This window comes from Saccharopolyspora karakumensis (genome assembly GCF_004349225.1).
GTDB lineage: Bacteria > Actinomycetota > Actinomycetes > Mycobacteriales > Pseudonocardiaceae > Saccharopolyspora > Saccharopolyspora endophytica.
The window spans coordinates 37,224-57,344 of the sequence record NZ_SMLA01000041.1; the positions used below are offsets into that span (position 1 = coordinate 37,224).

The following is a 20,121-nucleotide window of genomic DNA, read 5'->3' on the forward strand; positions in this document are numbered from 1 at the left end:
CGTGCTGACCACCGGCCAGTTACTCGCCGAGCGCTACCGCCTCGGCCGCCGCATCGCGGTCGGCGGTATGGGCGAGGTGTGGGAGGCGGTGGACGTCCGGCTGGATCGGACGGTGGCGGTCAAGGTGCTCAAGGCCGAGCTGTGCGGGGACGCCGAGTTCCTGCACCGCTTCCGCACCGAGGCCCGCACCACGGCGTCGCTGAACCACCCGGGAATCGCAGCGGTCCACGACTACGGTGAGACCGCTGCGGTCCCGGACGGTCCGGAGGACACCGCCTACCTGGTGATGGAGCTGGTCGAGGGAGAGCCGCTGGCGGCGATCCTGGCTCGGGAACGGCGGATCAACACCGATCACACGATGGACATGCTGGAGCAGGCGGGCCAGGCGCTGCAGGCCGCGCACGAACGCGGCCTGGTGCACCGGGACGTCAAGCCCGGCAACATCTTGATCACCCCCGAGGGCAAGGTGAAGCTGACCGACTTCGGCATCGCCAAGGCGGCCGACGCGGCACCGGTCACCCGCAACGGGATGGTGATGGGAACGGCGCACTACATCGCGCCGGAGCAGGCGCTCGGCAGCGACGCGACACCGGCCAGCGACGTGTACTCGCTGGCCGTCGTCGGTTACGAGTGCCTGATGGGGCACCGCCCGTTTCTCTCCGAGAACGCGGTGACGGTCGCCATGATGCACATCCGCGACATCGCTCCACCGCTCCCGCCGGACGTTCCGCCGGGAGTGCGGGCGCTGATCGAGGCGACCCTGGTGAAGGACCCGCGCCGGCGCTACGCCGACGGCGGGGAGTTCGCCGCCGCGGTCGCCGCAGTGCGCGCGGGTCGGCCGCTGCCGACGCCGTCGGCCCTGGTCGCCCAACAGCAGCGACCGGTGAACGTGCACGGGCCGGGCACCGGCGTGCACCCGGTGCCGCCGGGTCCGCCACCGATGGGCAACACCCATCCGCCCGGCATCATCCCGCCCCAGCAGCCCGTGCAGCAGCAAGCGGTTCAGCAACACCAGGTTTCACAGCAGCAGACGCCGATGCCGGTCCCGGGCAACACCGCGGGGGTGGCAGGAGCCATGGGTGGCAATGCTCACCGGGAAAGCGGCAACACCAGGGTTGTCGTGTGGATTCTCGTCGCGGTGCTGGCGGTAGTCTTGCTGGTCGCCATCGGTCTGCTGACGTACTGGGCGGTCAACCGCCACGACCTCGGCATGGCCGGACGCGGTCCGGTGGCCACGCTGAGCCTGGATTCCACGAACGGTTTGGGCCAAACTTCGCATCGGCAGGAACCCATGATCGGAATGCCTCCCGCGGGTGAGATGGGACGATCGTTGACAAGGATCGGAACGACGATTCGATGAGTTCACCTCGACTTCTATCCGACCGCTACGAGCTCGGCGAGACTCTCGGCTACGGCGGTATGTCGGAGGTGCACAAGGGCCGCGACACCCGCCTGAGCCGAGACGTCGCGGTCAAGATCCTGCGTGCCGACCTAGCCCGGGACCCCACCTTCCAGCTGCGCTTCCGCCGCGAGGCGCAGAACGCCGCAGCGCTCAACCACCCGGCGATCGTCGCGGTCTACGACACCGGCGAGACGGACTCCGAGAACGGGCCGCTGCCCTACATCGTCATGGAGTACGTCGACGGCCGGACGCTGCGCGACATCGTCAAGACCGAGGGGCCGCTGTCCCCCCGGCGGGCGATGGAGGTCATGGCGGACGGCTCGGCCGCGCTGGACTTCAGCCACCGGCACGGGATCGTGCACCGCGACGTGAAGCCGGCGAACATCATGATCACCCGCTCCGGCGCGGTGAAGGTGATGGACTTCGGCATCGCTCGCGCGCTGGCCGACGGCCAGGCGGCGGTGACTCAGACCGCGGCGGTCATCGGCACCGCCCAGTACCTCTCGCCGGAGCAGGCGCGCGGCGAGGCGGTGGACGCGCGAAGCGACGTCTACGCCTCCGGCTGCGTGCTCTTCGAGCTGCTCACCGGGGAACCGCCGTTCACCGGTGACTCGCCGGTCGCGGTGGCCTACCAGCACGTCCGGGAGGAACCCCGCAAGCCGTCCGACGTCGTTCCGGCGACCCCGGCGTCGCTGGACGCCGTGGTGCTCAAGGCGCTGAGCAAGAACCCGGCCAACCGCTACCAGTCGGCGGCCGAGATGCGCGCCGACCTGGTCCGCGTGCTGTCCGGTCAGCGCCCCAAGGCTCCGATGATCATGTCGGAGGAAGAGCACACCGCGATGCTCGGCCAGGGCGCCGGACCCACCGAGATGATCGGCTCCGGCCGGCACCGCTCGGACGAGGTCGAGGACTACCCGCCGGCCCACCCGCCGGAGCGGCGGCGCAGCAGGAACGCCGTCGTCGCGCTGGTCACCCTGGCCTGCGTGGCCGTGTTCGCGCTGGCCGCGTGGCTGGTGACGATGCTGGTCGGAGCGGGTGCTCCGGATCGCGTGCCGGTCCCGAACCTGATGGGCATGACGGCCCAGGCCGCGAACGAGAAGGCGAAGACGGAGGGCTGGATGGTCCTCCCGCGCTCCTGCCCCTCGCCGGAGGACAAGCGCGGCACGATCGTGCGCCAGACGCCGGCGCCGGGAGCTCAGGGAGTCAAGGCCGAGACCAAGATCGAGCTCTGCGCGGGCACCGGTCCGGAGTCCACCGCGGTCCCGGACCTGTCCGGCATGACCATGACCGAGGCTCAGCAGGCCCTCGAAGCCGCGGGGCTCAAGATCGGGCTGAACCCGGACAAGAAGGAGACGTCCGACCCCAAGCAGGTCGACAAGATCCTCGACTGGGACAGCAAGGGCACCGAGGTCGCCAAGGGCACCACGATCAACGTCGTGGTCGGCCAGGCGATCCCGCAGACGGAGGTCCAGGACCTGCGCGGCCAGCAGCTGGAGACCGCGAGGGCGTTCCTCGAGGGCGCCGGCTTCAAGGTCAGCGTGGAGCAGCGCGACTCCGGCGAGCCCGCGAACACGGTCCTCAGCCAGTCGCCGTCCGGTGGCACCAAGGCACGGACCGGTTCGACGGTGACCCTGGTGGTCTCCAAGGGCAACCAGATCACCATGCCGCAGCTGCAGAACATGTCGAAGGACGAGGCCGAGGCCGCGCTGAGGGCCGCGGGCTGGAACGGAACCCTCAGCGAGTCCGAGCAGCCCACCGGTGACATGTCCAAGGACGACAAGGTCCTCAGCAGCTCGCCGCAGGCCGGCCAGAAGATCAGCAAGGACCAGTCGATCACGATCTACGTCGGCAAGTACGACAGCTCGAGCACGAGCACCGACCCGGGCAGCGGAGGCGGGTTCTTCCCGTTCCCCTGAGGGGACTGACGTGAAAAGGGGCGGTGGCCGAGTGGCCACCGCCCCTTTTCACGTTCGAGGAGTGCTGGTCAGCGGGCCGATGCGGCCGCGGCGACCTTGCGCATCTCGGCCTCGAGCCGGTCGACGACGTGGTCGGCCACCGGGTGACCTGCCGAGGCCATCCAGTTGGCGAGCATCCGGTGGCCGCCGTCGGTGAGCACCGACTCGGGGTGGAACTGGACTCCCTCGATCGGCAGGTCGCGGTGGCGCATGCCCATGACGATGCCGGACTCGGTGCGCGCGGTGACCTCGAAGTCGTCCGGGATGGTGTCCGCGCGGACGATCAGCGAGTGGTAGCGGGTCGCGATGAACGGCTGCGGCAGCCCGGCGAACACACCGGTCCCGGAGTGCTCGATCTCGCTGACCTTGCCGTGCAGCAGCTCGGGGGCGCGCTCGACCGTGCCGCCCCACACCGCGCCGATGGCCTGGTGCCCGAGGCACACGCCGAAGGCGGGCTTGCGCTCGGCGGCGCAGCGCTGGATGAGCTCCATCGTCCGCCCCGCGCGATCCGGCGTTCCCGGACCGGGGCTGAGCAGCACACCGTCAGCAGCGGCCACGTCGTCGTCGGTGACCACGTCGTTGCGGCGAACCTCGCACTCGGCTCCGAGCTGCGCGAGGTACTGCACGAGGTTGTAGACGAAGCTGTCGTAGTTGTCGACCACCAGTACACGCACGCGCCCAGACTACGCGTCCCGCGCAGCCGAATTTTCCCGCTCTCGTCTTGCTCGGCGGTGGTCAGCCGGTGGTGACGTCGTCGAACGGCAGCAGCGGCTCGACACGGGGGAACACCACGAACAGCAGCAGGGCGACGAGGGCGGCGACCAGCACGAGCGCCACCAGGGCCTTCGCCGCGAACGGGCCCGGCAGGTGCCGCCAGATCCACGCGTACATCAGCGCTCCTCCAGTTCCGGGGGCCGCAGCTCGGGTTGGCCGGCGATCTTGGGGTAGTGCGTGGTGAGCACACCGTGGACGATCAGCCGCTCGCGGGCGGAGAACTCCGGGTGGCAGGTGGTCAGGGTGATGAGCCTGGTCAGCTCCTCGCGCGGGAAGGTCTCCGGCGCGAGACCGGGCACCGGGAAGATCACCTCTCCCCGCGAGGGCCGCACGACGTGCCGCCCGACCACGTGGTCGTAGGGCGCGGGGATCGGCGCGACGCCCCGGCAGCGCGGGTCGCCACCGCGCCCGCCCCAGGTCGCGGCCTCGTCGGGCATCGGCAGGACCCGGTAGACGTACCAGTGGGTCGCCGTCTCCACGACGATCGGCGCGCACGAGGTCAGTTGGTCCAGGTCGTTGAACGGCGCACCTCGCCCGATCCGGTGCCCGGCGACCGCGAAGTTCCCCTGCTCCCCCGGCCACGCCGTGCCGGTGTAGTGCCCGGGACCGCCGCTGAGGGTCTTCAGGTCGGTGCCCTCCAGCACGGTGAAGTGGAAGTCCGGCCCGAAGGTCGGCAGGTGGAGCTGCGCGAACCCGGTCCCGGGCGCGGGCGGCGGCGGTTCGGCGATCGGGTGCAGCTGGCGGGCCTGCCACTCCTCGTGCATCCGCCCGGTCGCCTCCGCCTGGTCGCGCGCGGTGAACAGATCGGTCACGTGCACGACGTAGAAGACGAACAGCAGCAGCACCAGGCCGGCGGTGATCAACAGCTCGCCGAGGACCCGGATCACCGCACGGGCGGTGTCGCCTCCGCGCCGCGGTGGCGGTGTGGGTGGGCTCTGCACCGACGGAACCACGACGTTCCTCTCCGGTCACGGGTTTGCGAGGGGTGCTCGCTCAGCGCTGTGATTACGTTAACGTGGTAGGTGGAAATGGAGCCGTTCCGCCGCCCACGGCGACGAGTCGGGCGGGCGCGGGACGGCGGTGCCGCATCACCTGGCGAGGACACCTATGCCGAAGTCCAAGGTCCGCAAGAAGGACGACTCCAACCCGGTTGTCGATCGCCGCACGCCGGTCAAGGCGAAGTCGGTCGGTCCGTCGCACCCGATCTACGTCGCCGTGATGCTCGGCCTGATGATCATCGGGTTGCTCTGGCTCGTCGTCAACTACATCGCCGGCGACAAGATCGGATTCATGAGCGACCTGGGCGGGTGGAATTTCGCCGTCGGCTTCTCGTTCATGATCGTCGGCCTGCTGATGACGATGCGGTGGCGCTGACGCATCCCGCTGACCTGCGGTGACGTCCGGCCTCAGCGGTTCCATAAGGCCGGGCGCACGCGGTCGCAATTCGAGCGCCCAGCACGACGACGCTTCGTGCACGAGCTCCGGAGGAGGGAACTCCTTCGGAGCTCACTCATCCCTTTGGCGTCTTGACACACGGTCAGCGAAACACACCTGTGTAACTAGTCCCCAGTGGGGATAAGTCCTGTGGATAACTCATCGATAGCGGGTGGATAGCGGTGGACATGGCGGAGCAGTCGATGGGCTGGGCGCCTCCGGCCGCGCTGGTGGGCTGCGGCTGGCTGCTCACCGCGGGCGCCGCGACCTGGGCCGCGCTCGCCTCCGCACCGACCGACCGGGTCTTCGTGGGAGTGCTCGCGCTCGCCCTGCTGACGGCGTCCGCCTTCGGCACGATCTGCCGCCCCAGGCTGCACGCCGACGCCACGGGCATCACGGTGCGCGCGCTGACCGGCCGCAGGCACTACTCGTGGGACCAGGTCACCATCCGCGTCCGGGAGACCCGCAGGCTGGGCCTGACCGGCACCAGCCTGGAGCTCGACGCGAACCCGGACCTGATGGTCCTCACCCGCCTCGACCTCGGCGAAGACCCCTACACGGCGGCCGACGCCCTGCACGCGCTGCGCAGGTGAGTCAGCCGCAGGCCAGTTCGTAGCCGGAACCGACGCAGGACAGGTCGCCGTAGGAGACGTCCCGGACGACGAGCACGACCACCAGCACCACCAGCAGTGCGACCAGCGCACCGGCCTGGACGAGGGTGCGGCGCTCGCGCGGCGCGTAGACCAAGGCCGCCGTCGACGCGGCGCCCAGGAGCAATCCGCCGATGTGCCCGAGCAGCGAGATGCCGGGGATGAGCACGCTGGCGACGATGTTCAGCGCGATCACGGTGATCACCGGGCGCAGGCTCACCTTCAGGCGGAGCGCGGCCACGGCGATGCCGCCCATCAGGCCGTACACCGCACCCGAAGCACCCGCGACCGGCTGGTCAGCGCCACCGAGCAGGAACACCGCGGTGCTGCCACCGATCAGCGACAACCCGTAGACGGCGGCGAAGCGCGCGCGGCCGAGCAGCAGCTCCAGATCCCGCCCGATCACCCACAGGGCGAGCATGTTCATCACCAGGTGCACCACACCGATGTGCAGGAACCCGGAGGTGACCAGGCGCCACCACTGCCCGCCGGCCACCGTGAGCGGGATCAACGAGTAGTCGACGAACAGCGCCGACCGGAAGTTCGCCCCGAAGTTGCCCGCCTGGATGGCGGTGAGCACGTACGCGGCGACGTTGGCCGCGATCAGCAGCGGCACCAGGATCGGCTTGTCGCGCAGCCGCGCACCGGCGACCGTCACGGGTCGGCGCACGGTCGAGCCGCCCTCGCGGACGCAGTCCACGCACTGCTGGCCGACGGACGCGTCGCGCAGGCACTCCGGGCACGCCGGGCGTTCGCACCTGGTGCAACGTAGCCCCGTCGGCCGGTCGGGGTGCCGCGCGCACGTGGGTAACTGCGGCGGCGCCCCGTCCGGTCCGGGCGTCGTTCCGGGTGGCACAGTCACGGGCGAGACCTGCTTTCCCGGGCGGTGTCAGCCGCGCTCGATCGAAACCTTCTCGATGACGATGTCGTTCACCGGGCGGTCGTTGCGACCGGTCGCGGTGCCGGCGATCGTGTCGACCACCTCGCGCGACTCCTTGTCGGCGACCTCACCGAAGATGGTGTGCTTGTAGTTCAGCCAGGACGTCGCCGCCACGGTGACGAAGAACTGGGAGCCGTTGGTGTTCGGCCCCGCGTTCGCCATCGCGAGCAGGTACGGCTTGGTGAACTGGAGCTCCGGGTGGAACTCGTCGGCGAACTGGTAGCCGGGGCCACCCCGTCCGGTGCCGGTCGGGTCACCGGTCTGGATCATGAAGCCTTCGATGACCCGGTGGAAGATCACGCCGTCGTAGAACGGGCCGGAGCGTTCGCCCTTGGCGTTCGGCTCCGTGTATTCCTGGGTCCCTTCGGCGAGGCCCACGAAGTTTTTCACGGTCTTGGGCGCCTGGTCGGGGAACAGGTTGATCCGGATGTCTCCCTGCGAGGTGTGCAGGGTCGCGGTCAACGTCGTCCCAACGAGCGATCCGTTGTCTTCAGCCACCCGACCATCCTGCCATCGAGCGGGCCGATTGCGGTGTCTGGGTGCAATATGGGCGGGTCCGCGCCCCTTACCCGGCTCCGTGGTGGAGGCGTGGTTGGCATGTGCTCATCCGGGAAAACCGGACTGGTGAAGACAAGCCAGGCCAAGGAGGTCAACAGGCGATGGATGAAGTGAACGCGATGGCCAAGGCCGGCGAGACCGTGGGGAAGGCGGTTGGCACCGGTATCAAGCAGGCCCGTCACGGCGCGAAACGCGCAGGTGAGACAGGTGCTGTGCTGTCGAGGCAGGCGGCGGCGAGGGCCGAGCAGGAACTGGCCAACCGCGGGTATTCGACCGAGGAGTTGCAGGAGCTCATCGCCCAGCGCGCCACGGGAAAGTCCCGCAAGGAGCTCGCCAAGCAGGCCAAGAAGGCGCGCAAGGACTGGGAGAAGCGGACGACCGAGTCCCGCAAGCGGCTGGCCGCCAGGATCGACCCCACTCCGGTGAAGAAGAAGCGCCGCTGGCCGTGGCTGCTGCTGATCTTGGTGGTCCTGGGCGTCGCCGCAGCGGCGATCGCGCTGACCCGCCGTCCCGAGGAGCTCCCGCTCGCTGCGGCCGACGACGAGCCGTGGGACTCGCACACGCCGGGCACCACCCCGCCCCGCCACCGGGCCGCGGCCGAGACCGACGGCCACCAGGAACCCCGCACGGTGGAAACGCCCAGGGCGAACCCGCCAACTCCCTGATCAGACGAGTAGAGGCCGGGCCTGCTGGGCCCGGCCTTTTCATGTTCACTATTAATAACGACTTCGATCATTCAGTGATGGCCATTCGCTGGAACCACCACACCGCGAAATCGCAGGTCAGAGCCGGAAAACACAAAACGCCCCGCTCGGAGCAGGGCGTTGAGGTGCAGTGGAGACGAGGGGAATCGAACCCCTAACCCCCGCCTTGCAAAGGCGGTGCTCTGCCAATTGAGCTACGTCCCCCAACGGCGGCGGAGGTCAGGGCCCCCGGCCGGAGGATCAGACCTCCGCGGTGGCCTCGCGCCAGAGGTCGGCCTCGGCCTTGGCGGCCTTGTTGCGACGGACCACGAACAGCACGACTCCGGCAACTGCGGCGAGTGCGAGCAGCTTCTTCATTCCGGTCGCCTCCTAGAACACGGCATCCATGCCGTTGATGTTCGAGTCTCTGAAAGAGGGGGGAAGAAATTCCCGAGTGGGCCTAGAAGGACTTGAACCTTCGACCTCTTCGTTATCAGCGAAGCGCTCTAACCGCCTGAGCTATAGGCCCTCGTTCGTTGTGCTGCAAACATTACAGGACGGCCTCCCGCTCTCGTCACGGGGGGTCACTCCGTCCCGACCGCACCGCGGCGGTGCTCTCCTACCTCGGAAAACGCCGCCGCGGCCCGGTCAGCGACTCACTCGCGCTCGGACAGCGTGATCTCGATGCCGCCGGCGAAGTCCGCCGCCACGTTGTAGATGAACGCGGCCACGGTCGCCAGAGCCGTGATCAGGACGATGTTGATCGCACCGATGATCGAGGCGACGCCGAAGACCCTGCCCGCGCTGATCAGCGGCTCGTTCACCGCGTCGTCGGGCTGGGTCAGCTCGGTGAAGGTGCCGTTGAGCTGCTCCCAGACGCCCATGCCGTCGAGCACGCCGTAGAGCACGGCCACGGCGATCATCCACACGAAGAACAGCGCCACGCTGAGCACCAGGGCCAGCTTCAGCACCGACCACGGGTCGAACCGCTTGATCTGCAGGCTCGCCCGGCGCGGTCCCCGGCTGGGGCGCCGCGCGGACGGACCGGTCGAGCTGCGCTGCTGCTGCGTCCCCGAACCGCTGCCCGCACCGGTGTAGGACACCTGGGTTCGCGCCGACTGCGGGATCTGCGTGCGGACCGTCTCCTGGTCGGACACGGTCTTCGGGATCGTCTGGGTGTCGTCGGTGTCGCGGCTCCCGGCGGCCGAGCCGCCTGCCGCGGCACCGGCGGCGCCGCCGAGGGCACCCGCCGCCAGCGATCCCGAAAGACTGCTCGGCTCCTCCTCCGCGGGATCTTCCTCCGAGGAGGAGGCCGAGCCGCGCTGCCACGGCGGCGGCGCGTCGGTGCCGTCGAGGGCCTCCCCGCCGCCGTCGGTGGCGGTCGGCTCGGCCGTCGAGCCGGACTCGTCGGTCCCGCTCGCAGAGGCAGCAGCCTCGGAACCGGTCGTGGAGACCTTGTCGTCGACTGTCTGGGTGCTGGCCGAGCCCCGGCCCGCATCCTTCTGCGGGTCCGAGGACTCCGGCTTCTCGGAACTTGTCACGAGCGATCCTTCGGTGATCGTCGGCGTCGGTGTGCCCCGTGGCGTGCCACGGAATGTTCAGTTGATCGGCGCTGCGTCACGCCTGCTTGGGCTCCGGTGCGGCGTCCGGATCCGCTGCCTCGTCGGCGTTGCGCGCCACGGCCAGCAGGGTCGAGCCCTCGTCGAGGTTCATCAGGCGAACCCCCTTCGTCTGCCGACCGGCCTTGCGCACCTCCTTGGCAGTGGTGCGGATGACCCCGCCGGCGGAGGTGATGGCGTAGAGCTCGTCCTCCAGCTCGACGATCTGCGCCCCCACAAGCCTGCCACGTTTGCGGTCGTACTGAAGAGTCAGCACGCCCTTCCCGCCGCGGCCCTGGACCGGGTAGTCCTCGATCGGAGTCCGCTTCGCGTAACCGCCGGCGGTGGCGACCAGGACGTACCGGTCCTCTCGGCACACGCCCATCGCGAGCAGCTCGTCGCCGTGGTTGAAGCGCATGCCCAGCACGCCTGAGGTGGCCCGGCCCATCGGCCGCAGCGCCTCGTCGGAGGCGTGGAACCGGATCGACTGCCCTTCCGCCGACACCAGCAGCAGGTCGTCGTCGGCCGAGCACAGCACGGCGCCGACGAGTTCGTCCTCGTCCTTCAGGTTCACGCCGATAAGACCACCCGATCGGTTGGAATCGAAGTCCGTCAAACGGGACTTCTTGACCAAACCGTTCTTGGTCGCCAGCACCAGGTACGGCGCCGCGGTGTAGTCCTTGATCTGCATGACCTGGGCGATCTGCTCGTCCGGCTGGAACGCCAGCAGGTTGGCCACGTGCTGACCGCGCGCGGTCCGGTTGGCCTCGGGCAGCTCGTAGGCCTTGGCCCGGTAGACCCGGCCCTTGTTGGTGAAGAACAGGATCCAGTCGTGCGTGGAGCAGACGAAGAAGTGCGACACGATGTCGTCCTGCTTCAACGCCGCTCCCTGCACGCCCTTGCCGCCGCGCTTCTGCGCCCGGTAGAGGTCGGTGCGGGTCCGCTTGGCGTAGCCGGTGCGGGTGATCGTGACGACCACGTCCTCGTCGGCGATGAGGTCTTCCATGGAGACCTCGCCCTCGAACGGGACGATCTTGGTGCGGCGGTCGTCGCCGTACTTGCCGACGATCTCCATCAGCTCATCGCGGATGATCTGCCGCTGCCGCTCGGGCTTGGCGAGGATGTCCTTGAGGTCCTCGATCTCCCGCTCGATCTCGGCCAGCTGGTCGACGATCTTCTGGCGCTCCAGGGCGGCCAGGCGGCGCAGCTGCATCTCCAGGATCGCGTTCGCCTGGACCTCGTCGACGTCGAGCAGCTCGATCAGGCCGGTGCGCGCGTCGTCGACCGTCGGCGAGCGGCGGATCAGCGCGATGACCTCGTCGAGCATGTCCAGCGCCTTGACCAGACCGCGCAGGATGTGGGCGCGCTCCTCGGCCTTGCGCAGGCGGTACTTCGTCCGGCGGACGATGACCTCGATCTGGTGCTTGACGTAGTACCGGATCGTCTGGTCGAGCCGCAGCGTGCGCGGCACGCCGTCGACCAGGGCCAGCATGTTGACGCCGAAGGTCGTCTGCAGCTGGGTGTGCTTGTAGAGGTTGTTGAGCACCACCTTCGGGATCGCGTCCCGCTTGAGGGTGACCACGATCCGCATGCCGCGCCGGCTGTTGGACTCGTCGGCGATGTCGGAGATGCCGGAGATCTTGCCTTCCCGGTGCATCGAGGCGATGTTCTCGATGAGGTTGTCCGGGTTGACCTGGTACGGCAGCTCGGTGACGACCAGCGTGGTGCGCCCCTTGCTGTCCTCCTCCACGGCCACGACGGCCCGCATCTTGATGGAGCCGCGGCCGGTGCGGTAGGCGTCGGCGATCGCGTTGGTGCCGAGGACGAGCGCGCGGGTCGGGAAGTCCGGTCCCTTGATCCGCTCCATGAGGGCTTCGAGGAGCTCCTCGTCCTCGGCCTCGGGGTGCTCCAGCGCCCACACGACGCCGTCGGCCACCTCGCGCAGGTTGTGCGGCGGGATGTTGGTCGCCATGCCCACGGCGATGCCGCCACCGCCGTTGACCAGCAGGTTCGGGAACCGAGACGGCAACACGTCGGGCTCCTGGGTGCGCCCGTCGTAGTTGTCGGAGAAATCGACGGTGTCCTCTTCGATGTCGGCGAGCATGTGCATCGCCAACGGGGCCAGCCGCGACTCGGTGTACCGCATGGCCGCGGCCGGGTCGTTGCCCGGCGAGCCGAAGTTGCCCTGACCGTCGATCAGCGGGTGGCGCATCGACCACGGCTGGGCCAGGCGGACCAGGGTGTCGTAGATCGCCGAGTCACCGTGCGGGTGGTAGTTGCCCATCACGTCGCCGACGACGCGGGAGCACTTCACGTAACCGCGGTCCGGCCGGAAGCCCGAGTCGTACATCGCGTAGAGCACGCGCCGGTGCACCGGCTTGAGACCGTCGCGCACGTCCGGCAGGGCGCGCGCGACGATCACGCTCATCGCGTAGTTGATGTAGGAGTTCTGCATCTCCTGCTGGAGTTCGACCGGTTCGATCCGACCGTGTTCCGGCGGCAGGATTTCCGTCATGCTCTTCCCTTGCTAGTTCGGAGAGTTCGCTGGTTGACCTGCGCGTCGATCACACGTCGAGGAAGCCGGCGTCCTTGGCGTTGCGGGTGATGAACGAGCGCCGGGCTTCGACGTCCTCGCCCATCAGCACGCTGAACAGCTCGTCCGCGGTCGCCGCGTCGTCCAGCGACACCTGCAGCAGCAGCCGGGACTCGGGGTTCATCGTGGTCTCCCAGAGCTCGTCGGCGTTCATCTCGCCGAGACCCTTGTAGCGCTGGATGCCGTCGTCCTTCGGCAGCTTCCGACCGGCGGCCGCGCCTTGGGCGAGCAGCGCGTCGCGCTCCTTGTCGCTGTAGGCGTACTCCGGCTCGGCGCGCGGCCACTTGATCTTGTACAGCGGCGGCTGCGCGAGGAACACGTGACCGTTCTCGATCAGCGGGCGCATGAACCGGAACAGCAGGGTCAGAAGCAGGGTCCGGATGTGCTGGCCGTCGACGTCGGCGTCGGCCATCAGCACGATCTTGTGGTACCGCAGCTTCGACAGGTCGAACTCGTCGTGGATGCCGGTGCCCAGCGCGGTGATGATCGCCTGGACCTCGTTGTTCTTGAGGACCTTGTCGATCCGCGACTTCTCCACGTTGATGATCTTGCCTCGCAGCGGCAGGATCGCCTGGAAGCGCGACTCGCGGCCTTCCTTGGCCGAGCCACCCGCGGAGTCACCCTCCACGATGTAGAGCTCGCACTCGTCGGGCTGGTTGGACTGGCAGTCCTTGAGCTTGCCCGGCAGGCCGCCGATGTCCATCGCGCTCTTGCGGCGGACCAGCTCCTTGGCCTTGCGCGCGGCCATCCGCGCCTGCGCCGAGGAGACCGCCTTGTTCACGATCGTCTTCGCGTCGGCGGGGTTGCGCTCGAACCAGTCGGTCAGCCACTCGAAGGCGGTGGTCTGCACGAACGACTTGACCTCGGTGTTGCCCAGCTTGGTCTTGGTCTGGCCCTCGAACTGCGGCTCGCGGACCTTCACCGACACGATCGCGGCGAGACCTTCGCGGACGTCGTCACCGGTGAGGCTGCCGTCCTTGTCCTTGATGAGCTTCTTGTCCTTGGCGTAGGCGTTGACCACGCGGGTCAGCGCGGACCGGAAGCCCTCCTCGTGGGTACCGCCCTCGTGCGTGTTGATCGTGTTGGCGAAGGTGTACACCGACTGGTTGAAGCCGGAGTTCCACTGCAGCGCGACCTCGAGCTCGTGCCCGTTGCCGGCGGCGTTGAAGGCGACGACCTTCTTGTGGATCGGCTCCTTCGTCGCGTTGATGTGCTTGACGAAGTCCTCGAGCCCGCCCGGGTAGTGGTACGTGCGCTCGGTGATCTTGGCGGTGGCGCCCTGGGCGTCCTCACCGCCCTCCTCCGACTCGGCCGTGCGCTCGTCGCGCAGGACGATGGTCAGGCCCTTGTTCAGGAAGGCCATCTCCTGCAGGCGGCGCGAGACCGTCTCCGCGTTGTAGTGCGTGGTCTCGAAGATCGTCGGGTCGGCCCAGAACGTGATGGTGGTGCCGGTCTTGCTGGTCTTCTCGCCGCGCTCGATGTCGGCGGCGGGCTTGGAGTCCTCGTAGCGCTGCCGCCACACGTAGCCGTCGACGTGGATCTCCGCCTCGAGCACGGTCGACAACGCGTTGACCACCGACACGCCCACGCCGTGCAGACCACCGGAGACGGCGTAGGAGTCGCCGCCGAACTTGCCGCCCGCGTGCAGCACGGTCAGCACGACCTCGAGGGTCGGCTTCTTCTCCACCGGGTGCATGTCGACCGGGATGCCTCGGCCGTCGTCGCTGACCCGCACGCCGCCGTCGGCGAGCAGGGTGACCTCGACCTTGGAGGCGTACCCGGCCATCGCCTCGTCGACGGAGTTGTCCACGACCTCCCACACCAGGTGGTGCAGACCGCGCTCACCGGTGGAACCGATGTACATGCCGGGACGCTTGCGGACGGCCTCAAGGCCCTCAAGAACGGTGATGGATGAAGCGTTGTATTCGCTCTTCTTCGGTGCCACGGGCCTCGATTTCTCCTCAAGCCGACTGTGCTGTCACGGTGATCGGTCGATGCCGGCCTGGTTACCGGCTCCGGCGCACCTCTACGACCACTTCGGGGCGACTCGGCTGCCGGCGCCGCACCCCGGCGCGGCCCGGTCCGGACCCCTCGCCGCTGACGACCGGGGAGCGCGTCGGGTCACACCCGCCTTGATTCTACTGGTCCCCCACTGCAGAAGTGGGGCAAGGACGCCCCTAGCTTGCTCACAGAGTCGAGAACTCGGATCAATCCACCATCGAAGAGCCGTGAACGCCTGCTAGGAATTCTCTGCGGCGATCGGCCGCCCGGCGATCCTCACCTGCGAGTGGACCCGCACCTCGACGATCCGCAGCCCGCAGATTACTAGCCGTAGGTGTCTCGCGGCCCGCGCCCGGAGATGTGTCGCGGGCCGTGTCGCCAGCTCGGAGCCGCAGGTCCCTGCACCTTGATCCGCTTGACCACGCCGGGCCCCACCCCGTCGCTGATCCGCTTGAGGATCTGGCGCTGGAGCAGCCGCAGCTGCGTGGCCCAGGCCGTGGACTGCGCCTGCACGGTGAGCTCGCAGTCCTTGAGCTGCAGCGGCTTGGTGTGCTCGGCGATCTCCCCGCCGACCAGCGAATCCCACTTGGCGAAGACCTGACCGCCGGAGAGGTGCTCGGTCCAGCCGTGCTCCGAGGCGATCCGCGCGGCGAGCCTGCCCAGCGGCTGCGGGTCCCGGTCGTCGGGTCCGGCACCGGTCCAGCCACGACGCCTTCGGGTGCGGAGCTTGCCCGGCTTGCCGGGCTTGCCCATCGCCTTGCGCTTGGCCGCGGACTGCTCGCGCGCCGACTGCAGCGCGGCACGGGCCAGGTCCGGCCCGGCCAGCTCGCTGCCGTCGATCCCCTGACCAGGCGATTTGTCCTCGGGGAGCGCGGCGCCGTCGGAGCCGCGAACGGGCGCTGAGTTATCCACACCATCCACAGGGTTATCCCCAGATGTGGGTAGTTCCACGGATTGCTCCGTGGTTGCGGTCACTCTGCGTGCAGTTTTTCGTCCGTTTCCGTCAGGCGGCACGGTGCACCTCACCTTCCCGGACGTCGAATCGGGCGCCGGTGAGCTCCTCGGGGACGTCCTCGCCGACCGCGGCCGTCACCAGGACCTGCTCGGCCCCCGAGACGAGCGCGGCGAGCCGGGAACGCCTGCGGCGGTCGAGCTCGGCGAACACGTCGTCCAGGATCAACACCGGTTCCGCGCCATCCTCTGTGAGCAGGTGGTAAGAAGCCAGCCGCAACGCCAGGACGAACGACCACGATTCACCGTGACTGGCATAACCCTTCGCGGGCAGCTCGCCGAGCAGCAGGTCCAGGTCATCGCGGTGCGGGCCGACCAGCGACACGCCGCGCTCGATCTCCTGCGGCCGGACGCGCTCCAGCTCCGCGAGCAGAGCGGCCTCCAGCTCCGGCACAGCCTCGTCCCACGGGATCTCCGGACCTCCGGGCACCCCGTAGCGCTCCGGCATCGATTCGCCCAAGCTGCTGCGATACCGCAGGTCAGCGACCCGGCCGGACGGAGTGCTCGCCTCGTCGGTCGCCGCGACGTTCGCGTATGCGCTGGTCACGTGAGGGGCGAGCGCCGACACCAGGGACAGCCTCCCGGCCAGCAGCTCGGCGCCGTAGCGCGCGAGGTGGCCGTCCCAGACCGCCAAGGTGCTCAGATCCGCCTTGCCCCCGCCCCGCCGGGCGGCACCCGCCGACTTCAACAGCGCGCTGCGCTGCTTGAGCACCCGCTCGTAGTCGGAGCGGATCCCCGCGAAGCGCGGCGCCCGCGAGACCAGCAGGTCGTCCATGAACCGCCGGCGTTCGCCCGGGTCACCTCGCACGATCGCCAGGTCCTCCGGTGCGAACAGCACGGTCCGCAGGATCCCCAGCACGTCGCGGGGTTTGCCGGCCGCGCCCCGGTTGATCCTGGCGCGGTTGGCCTTGCCCGGAGTGATCTCCAGTTCAACCAGCAGCTCCCGGCCGTTGTTGACCACCGCGGCCCGCACCACCGCGCGGGCCGCTCCGTAGCGGACCAGCGGCGCGTCGTTGGAGACCCGGTGCGAGCCGAGGGTGGCGATGTAGCCGATCGCCTCGACCAGGTTGGTCTTGCCCTGACCGTTCGACCCGACCAGGACGGTGACTCCGGGTTCGAGTTCGAGGTCGGCGAGCGGCCACGACCGGAAGTCGTTGACCTGCAAGTGACGCACGTACACGACGATCCAACTCAGTTGTTCTTGCCGGGCAGGTTCCGCGGACGCCGCGGCTGCGGTGTCCGCACCGTCCGAATAGGTGTGTCCGGACCGTGCCGGACGGCCTGTCCGCGTGCCGCGACCAGCGCGGACACCCGCGGAACGGCGGGGAGATTTGTCGACAAGTCTCCCCGTCGACGTTGCCGCGGGGTGGGGACGCGCCAGCCGGAACGTCCCCACCCGAGGAGTCGGGAGATCAGCCCTCGGACTTCTGGACCGCGTGGCCGCCGAACTGGTTGCGCAGCGCCGAGACCGCCTTCATCGCGGGCGAGTCCTCCTGGCGCGAGGCGAACCGGGCGTACAGCGCGGCGGTCATGACCGGGGCCGGGACCGCGTTGTTGATCGCTTCCTCGATGGTCCACCGGCCCTCGCCCGAGTCCTGCACGTAGCCGCGCAGCTCGGACAGCTCCGGGTCCTCGTCGAGAGCGCGAACCAGCAGGTCCAGCAGCCAGGAGCGCACGACGGTGCCCTTGCTCCACGCCTTGATCGTGGCGGGCACGTCGGTGACGACGTCGGAGGCGGCGAGCAGCTCGAAGCCCTCGGCGTAGGCCTGCATCAGGCCGTACTCGATGCCGTTGTGCACCATCTTCGCGTAGTGACCGGCCCCGACCGGACCGGCGTGCGCGAAGCCCTCGTCGCGCGGACCCTCCGGTCGCAGCGCGTCGAAGATCGGCAGCGCGCGCTCGACGTCCTCGGCGTCACCGCCGGCCATCAGGCCGTACCCGTTCTTGGCGCCCCAGACCCCGCCGGACACGCCCACGTCCACGTACTTGATGCCGTTCTCGGCCAGCAGCGCGGCGTTGGCCTGGTCATCGGTGAACTTGGAGTTCCCGCCCTCGATCACCAGGTCACCCGCGGACAGCAGTCCGGACAGCTCCTCGATGGTCTGCCGGGTCGGGTCGCCGTGCGGAACCATGATCCACACGATGCGCGGACCGGCCAGCTTCTCGACCATCTCCGCCACGGACGCCGCATCGCTGACGTCCGGGTTGCGGTCGTACCCCACGACCTCGTGGCCGGCGGCCCGCAGCCGCTCGCGCATGTTGAAACCCATTCGGCCGAGGCCGACAAGCCCGAGTTGCACTGGAACTCCCTATCCGAACTGTGTGTCGACTTGTGGAGGTCGGCGCGTGGCCGGCCGCGCTGCGGGATCATGGCACCCGCTGAATCGATCTGGCGCGAGCCTACGACCACGAACCGGGACGACGAGGCGGGTGGTGCGCCGGATGTGAGCCGCGCACCACCTCGGCCTCGCCGGGGATCAGCCGGGCAGGCGGACCGGCATCAACAGGTAGAGGTAGCCCTCCTGGACCTTGCCCTCGTCGTCGATCGGCTTGATCAGCGCCGGGCGGTTGGCGGTGGTGAACTGCATCTGGGCGCGCTCGGACTTCAGCGCGCTGAGGCCGTCGAGCAGGTACGCCGGGTTGAACGCGATGGTCAGCTCCTCGCCGTCGAGCTCGATCGGGAGCTCTTCCTCGGCGCTGCCCTCGTCATCACCGCCGGCGGACAGCCGCAGCAGGCGGTCGGAGAACTCCAGCCGGACCTGCGTGCCGCGCTCGGCCACCAGCGACACGCGCTTGATCGCCTCGGCCAGCGGCCCGACGTCGATGTTCGCGGTCACCGCGGTCTCGGCGGGTAGCAGCTGGCGGTACTTGGGGAACTCCGCGTCCAGCAGGCGGCTGGTGTTCCGGCGGGTCGTGCCGGACAGGCCGAGCAGTCCGTCGCCGGAGGCCAGGGAGATCTCGACCTTGCTCGCACCGGCGCCCAGCGTCTTGGCCGAGTCCGCCAGCGTCTTGGCCGGGACGAGCACCTGGGTGTCCGCGATGCTCGTGCCGGGCTCCCAGGTGATCTCGCGCATGGCCAGCCGGAACCGGTCGGTGGCGACCATGGTCAGCTTGTCCGCGTTGATCTCCATCCGGATGCCGGTCAGCATCGGGAGCGTGTCGTCCTTGCCCGCGGCCACGGCGACCTGGCCGACCGCTTCGCTGAACAGGTCGGTCGGCACGGATCCGGCGTGCTCGGGCATCTCCGGCAGCGCCGGGTAGTCCTCGACCGGCATGGTCGGCAGGCTGAACCGCGAGCTGCCGCAGGTGATGGTCACCCGGGAGCCGTCGACGGTCATCTCGACCGGACGTGCCGGCAGCGCCTTGGTGATGTCGGCGAGCAGACGCCCGGAGACCAGGGTCTTCCCGCTCGCGTCGATCGAGGCGTCGATGGTGACCTGGGCGGAAACCTCGTAGTCGAAGCCGGAGATGGTCAGCGCTTCCCCGGAGCTCGCATCGAGCAGCACCCCGCCCAGCACCGGAACCGGTGGCCGCGACGGCAGGCTGCGCGCGACCCAGGCGACGGCGTCGGCAAGACCGTCACGCTCCACGCGGATCTTCATGGGTGTCCTTTCGGTTTCAGCCGTGGCTCGGCTGCCGAGAACTGTGTCGAGCCGTGCGCGGCTGGAAGGTTCGGTGTGCTCCGCATCGGGGGCGAAGCGATCCCGCAGCGAGAACGGCTTGGACTTCGCTAGGAGTTCGAGCCGGACTTCTCGTTGCGGGGAGTTCCACCGTAGAGCGTGCTCACCGATCTCCGCATCCGGGTCGTGGCTGTCGGCCCGAGCCGGTTCGAGCGTCGAGGCGGGAGTTGTCCACTTATCCACCGCCCCTAGTTCTCTTTTCTTTTTTTCAAAGAAGAGAAGAAATGTCCGCAGTAGTAGTAAGGCCTGTGAGTTGTGGGGACAACCGTCGTTTGGGCTGGTCGGATGGCGTGGTCGCGTGTGGATGACCACTGGAAGTAACCGGGGACTACGACAGCCGGGTGGTGGACAACTTCTGGCCGTCTTGAGTTCTTCCACAACCATCCCCAGTTGTCCACACTTCCATCCACAGTCGGACCCCAGGTTGTACCCATGCCCGGGTGGATTGGTGGTTCTCCACCGGTCGGGTTGTGGGCAGAGTTGTGGGAACTCTGTTGGCAACCGGCCTCGACCATGTGGGCGGACTGTGCACAGCTTGTGGATGGACTGGGGAAAATCGCAGGTCAAGCCTGGGGATTGATTTTCTGTGGACAGCTGGTGCCTTCAGCGGTTTTCTGTTCTGGCGGTGAGGTGAAGCCCACGGGGCCGGGTAGAAAAGTTCTTGACGAGAATGTTCCCGAGCCCACCCACCGCGCCCGGCCGAACACTGAAAGTGGTGATTTCCGGGCGCAGGTGTTGCGCCGAGGCGTTCGGCGGCCCCGCCGGGCGGCCGGATCTGGCTCGGATGTTTCTGCTGGGCGCCCAGGATCAGGCCGGAGTGGTGCAGCAGAAACCTCGCGAGC

Annotated in this window: 17 protein-coding genes, 2 tRNA genes and 1 pseudogene; 5 read left to right on the plus strand and 15 right to left on the minus strand. The window is 68.8% G+C overall.

The genetic code is table 11. The annotated features are described in order from the left end of the window. Window position 1: 1 nt before the first annotated feature. Window positions 2-1,360 carry a serine/threonine-protein kinase gene (locus E1202_RS22525; RefSeq protein ID WP_132685127.1) on the plus strand — a complete coding sequence of 453 codons (1,359 nt, stop codon included), beginning with the start codon at window positions 2-4 and terminating at the stop codon, window positions 1,358-1,360. Further along, the gene (gene pknB / locus E1202_RS22530) at window positions 1,357-3,318 is read left to right on the plus strand and encodes a Stk1 family PASTA domain-containing Ser/Thr kinase (RefSeq protein WP_132685128.1); all 1,962 of its coding nucleotides are present in this window, start codon (window positions 1,357-1,359) and stop codon (window positions 3,316-3,318) included. The genes E1202_RS22525 and pknB overlap by 4 nt, the downstream gene beginning before the upstream one ends. A 68-nt stretch (window positions 3,319-3,386) precedes the next feature. Here pknB and E1202_RS22535 read toward each other — a convergent pair whose 3' ends face one another. From E1202_RS22535 to E1202_RS22540, 3 genes are all read right to left on the minus strand, one after another. Continuing rightward, the gene (locus E1202_RS22535; protein WP_132685129.1) at window positions 3,387-4,031 is read right to left on the minus strand and encodes an aminodeoxychorismate/anthranilate synthase component II; all 645 of its coding nucleotides are present in this window, start codon (window positions 4,029-4,031) and stop codon (window positions 3,387-3,389) included. Window positions 4,032-4,092: 61 nt separating this feature from the next. Further along, entirely contained in the window at window positions 4,093-4,248 is a 156-nt protein-coding gene (locus E1202_RS31545) for a hypothetical protein (RefSeq protein ID WP_165943945.1), read from the minus strand. Beyond that, window positions 4,248-5,072 (minus strand): class E sortase, encoded by an 825-nt coding sequence (locus E1202_RS22540; RefSeq protein WP_207918873.1) that lies wholly within the window; start codon window positions 5,070-5,072, stop codon window positions 4,248-4,250. Before E1202_RS22540 ends, E1202_RS31545 begins: the two co-directional genes overlap by 1 nt. Window positions 5,073-5,238: 166 nt before the next feature. Between E1202_RS22540 and crgA the strand changes: the two genes are divergently transcribed. Next, the gene (crgA, locus tag E1202_RS22545; RefSeq protein WP_132677185.1) at window positions 5,239-5,505 is read left to right on the plus strand and encodes a cell division protein CrgA; all 267 of its coding nucleotides are present in this window, start codon (window positions 5,239-5,241) and stop codon (window positions 5,503-5,505) included. A 248-nt stretch (window positions 5,506-5,753) separates the two neighbouring features. Next, window positions 5,754-6,158 carry a PH domain-containing protein gene (locus tag E1202_RS22550; protein WP_132685130.1) on the plus strand — a complete coding sequence of 135 codons (405 nt, stop codon included), beginning with the start codon at window positions 5,754-5,756 and terminating at the stop codon, window positions 6,156-6,158. A 1-nt stretch (window position 6,159) separates the two neighbouring features. Here E1202_RS22550 and E1202_RS22555 read toward each other — a convergent pair whose 3' ends face one another. After that, window positions 6,160-6,885: a rhomboid family intramembrane serine protease gene (locus tag E1202_RS22555; RefSeq protein ID WP_328591010.1), complete on the minus strand. Its 726-nt coding sequence runs from the start codon at window positions 6,883-6,885 to the stop codon at window positions 6,160-6,162. A gap of 219 nt (window positions 6,886-7,104) precedes the next feature. After that, window positions 7,105-7,653, minus strand: coding sequence for a peptidylprolyl isomerase (locus tag E1202_RS22560; RefSeq protein ID WP_207918874.1), 549 nt, complete (start codon window positions 7,651-7,653; stop codon window positions 7,105-7,107). A gap of 161 nt (window positions 7,654-7,814) precedes the next feature. On the opposite strand from E1202_RS22560, the gene E1202_RS22565 reads away from it, so the two are divergent. Then, on the plus strand, window positions 7,815-8,378 hold the full coding sequence (locus tag E1202_RS22565; RefSeq protein ID WP_207918875.1) for a hypothetical protein: 564 nt from the start codon (window positions 7,815-7,817) through the stop codon (window positions 8,376-8,378). A gap of 170 nt (window positions 8,379-8,548) precedes the next feature. Here the strand turns inward: E1202_RS22565 and E1202_RS22570 are convergent. The 10 genes and pseudogenes from E1202_RS22570 to dnaN form a co-directional block, all read right to left on the minus strand. Next, window positions 8,549-8,621: transfer RNA gene (locus E1202_RS22570), tRNA-Ala, on the minus strand. Window positions 8,622-8,666: 45 nt separating this feature from the next. Then, a pseudogene (locus E1202_RS32295) lies at window positions 8,667-8,774 on the minus strand (DLW-39 family protein); the annotation flags it as partial. Window positions 8,775-8,851: 77 nt separating this feature from the next. Continuing rightward, window positions 8,852-8,925: transfer RNA gene (locus tag E1202_RS22580), tRNA-Ile, on the minus strand. A gap of 127 nt (window positions 8,926-9,052) precedes the next feature. Beyond that, window positions 9,053-9,937, minus strand: coding sequence for a DUF3566 domain-containing protein (locus E1202_RS22585; protein WP_132685132.1), 885 nt, complete (start codon window positions 9,935-9,937; stop codon window positions 9,053-9,055). A 76-nt stretch (window positions 9,938-10,013) separates the two neighbouring features. After that, window positions 10,014-12,509, minus strand: coding sequence for a DNA gyrase subunit A (gyrA, locus tag E1202_RS22590; RefSeq protein WP_132685133.1), 2,496 nt, complete (start codon window positions 12,507-12,509; stop codon window positions 10,014-10,016). Between the two features lie 49 nt (window positions 12,510-12,558). After that, a complete protein-coding gene (gene gyrB, locus E1202_RS22595; RefSeq protein ID WP_132685134.1) occupies window positions 12,559-14,532 on the minus strand; it encodes a DNA topoisomerase (ATP-hydrolyzing) subunit B in 1,974 nt (657 codons plus the stop codon). Window positions 14,533-14,912: 380 nt separating this feature from the next. After that, on the minus strand, window positions 14,913-15,500 hold the full coding sequence (locus E1202_RS22600; RefSeq protein ID WP_132685147.1) for a DciA family protein: 588 nt from the start codon (window positions 15,498-15,500) through the stop codon (window positions 14,913-14,915). Window positions 15,501-15,591: 91 nt separating this feature from the next. Continuing rightward, window positions 15,592-16,779, minus strand: coding sequence for a DNA replication/repair protein RecF (recF, locus tag E1202_RS22605; protein ID WP_132685135.1), 1,188 nt, complete (start codon window positions 16,777-16,779; stop codon window positions 15,592-15,594). Between the two features lie 232 nt (window positions 16,780-17,011). Next, window positions 17,012-17,899, minus strand: a complete 888-nt coding sequence (gene gnd, locus E1202_RS22610) for a phosphogluconate dehydrogenase (NAD(+)-dependent, decarboxylating) (protein WP_132685136.1) — start codon at window positions 17,897-17,899, stop codon at window positions 17,012-17,014. Window positions 17,900-18,076: 177 nt separating this feature from the next. Beyond that, on the minus strand, window positions 18,077-19,201 hold the full coding sequence (gene dnaN, locus E1202_RS22615; RefSeq protein WP_132685137.1) for a DNA polymerase III subunit beta: 1,125 nt from the start codon (window positions 19,199-19,201) through the stop codon (window positions 18,077-18,079). Window positions 19,202-20,121 lie beyond the last annotated feature (920 nt).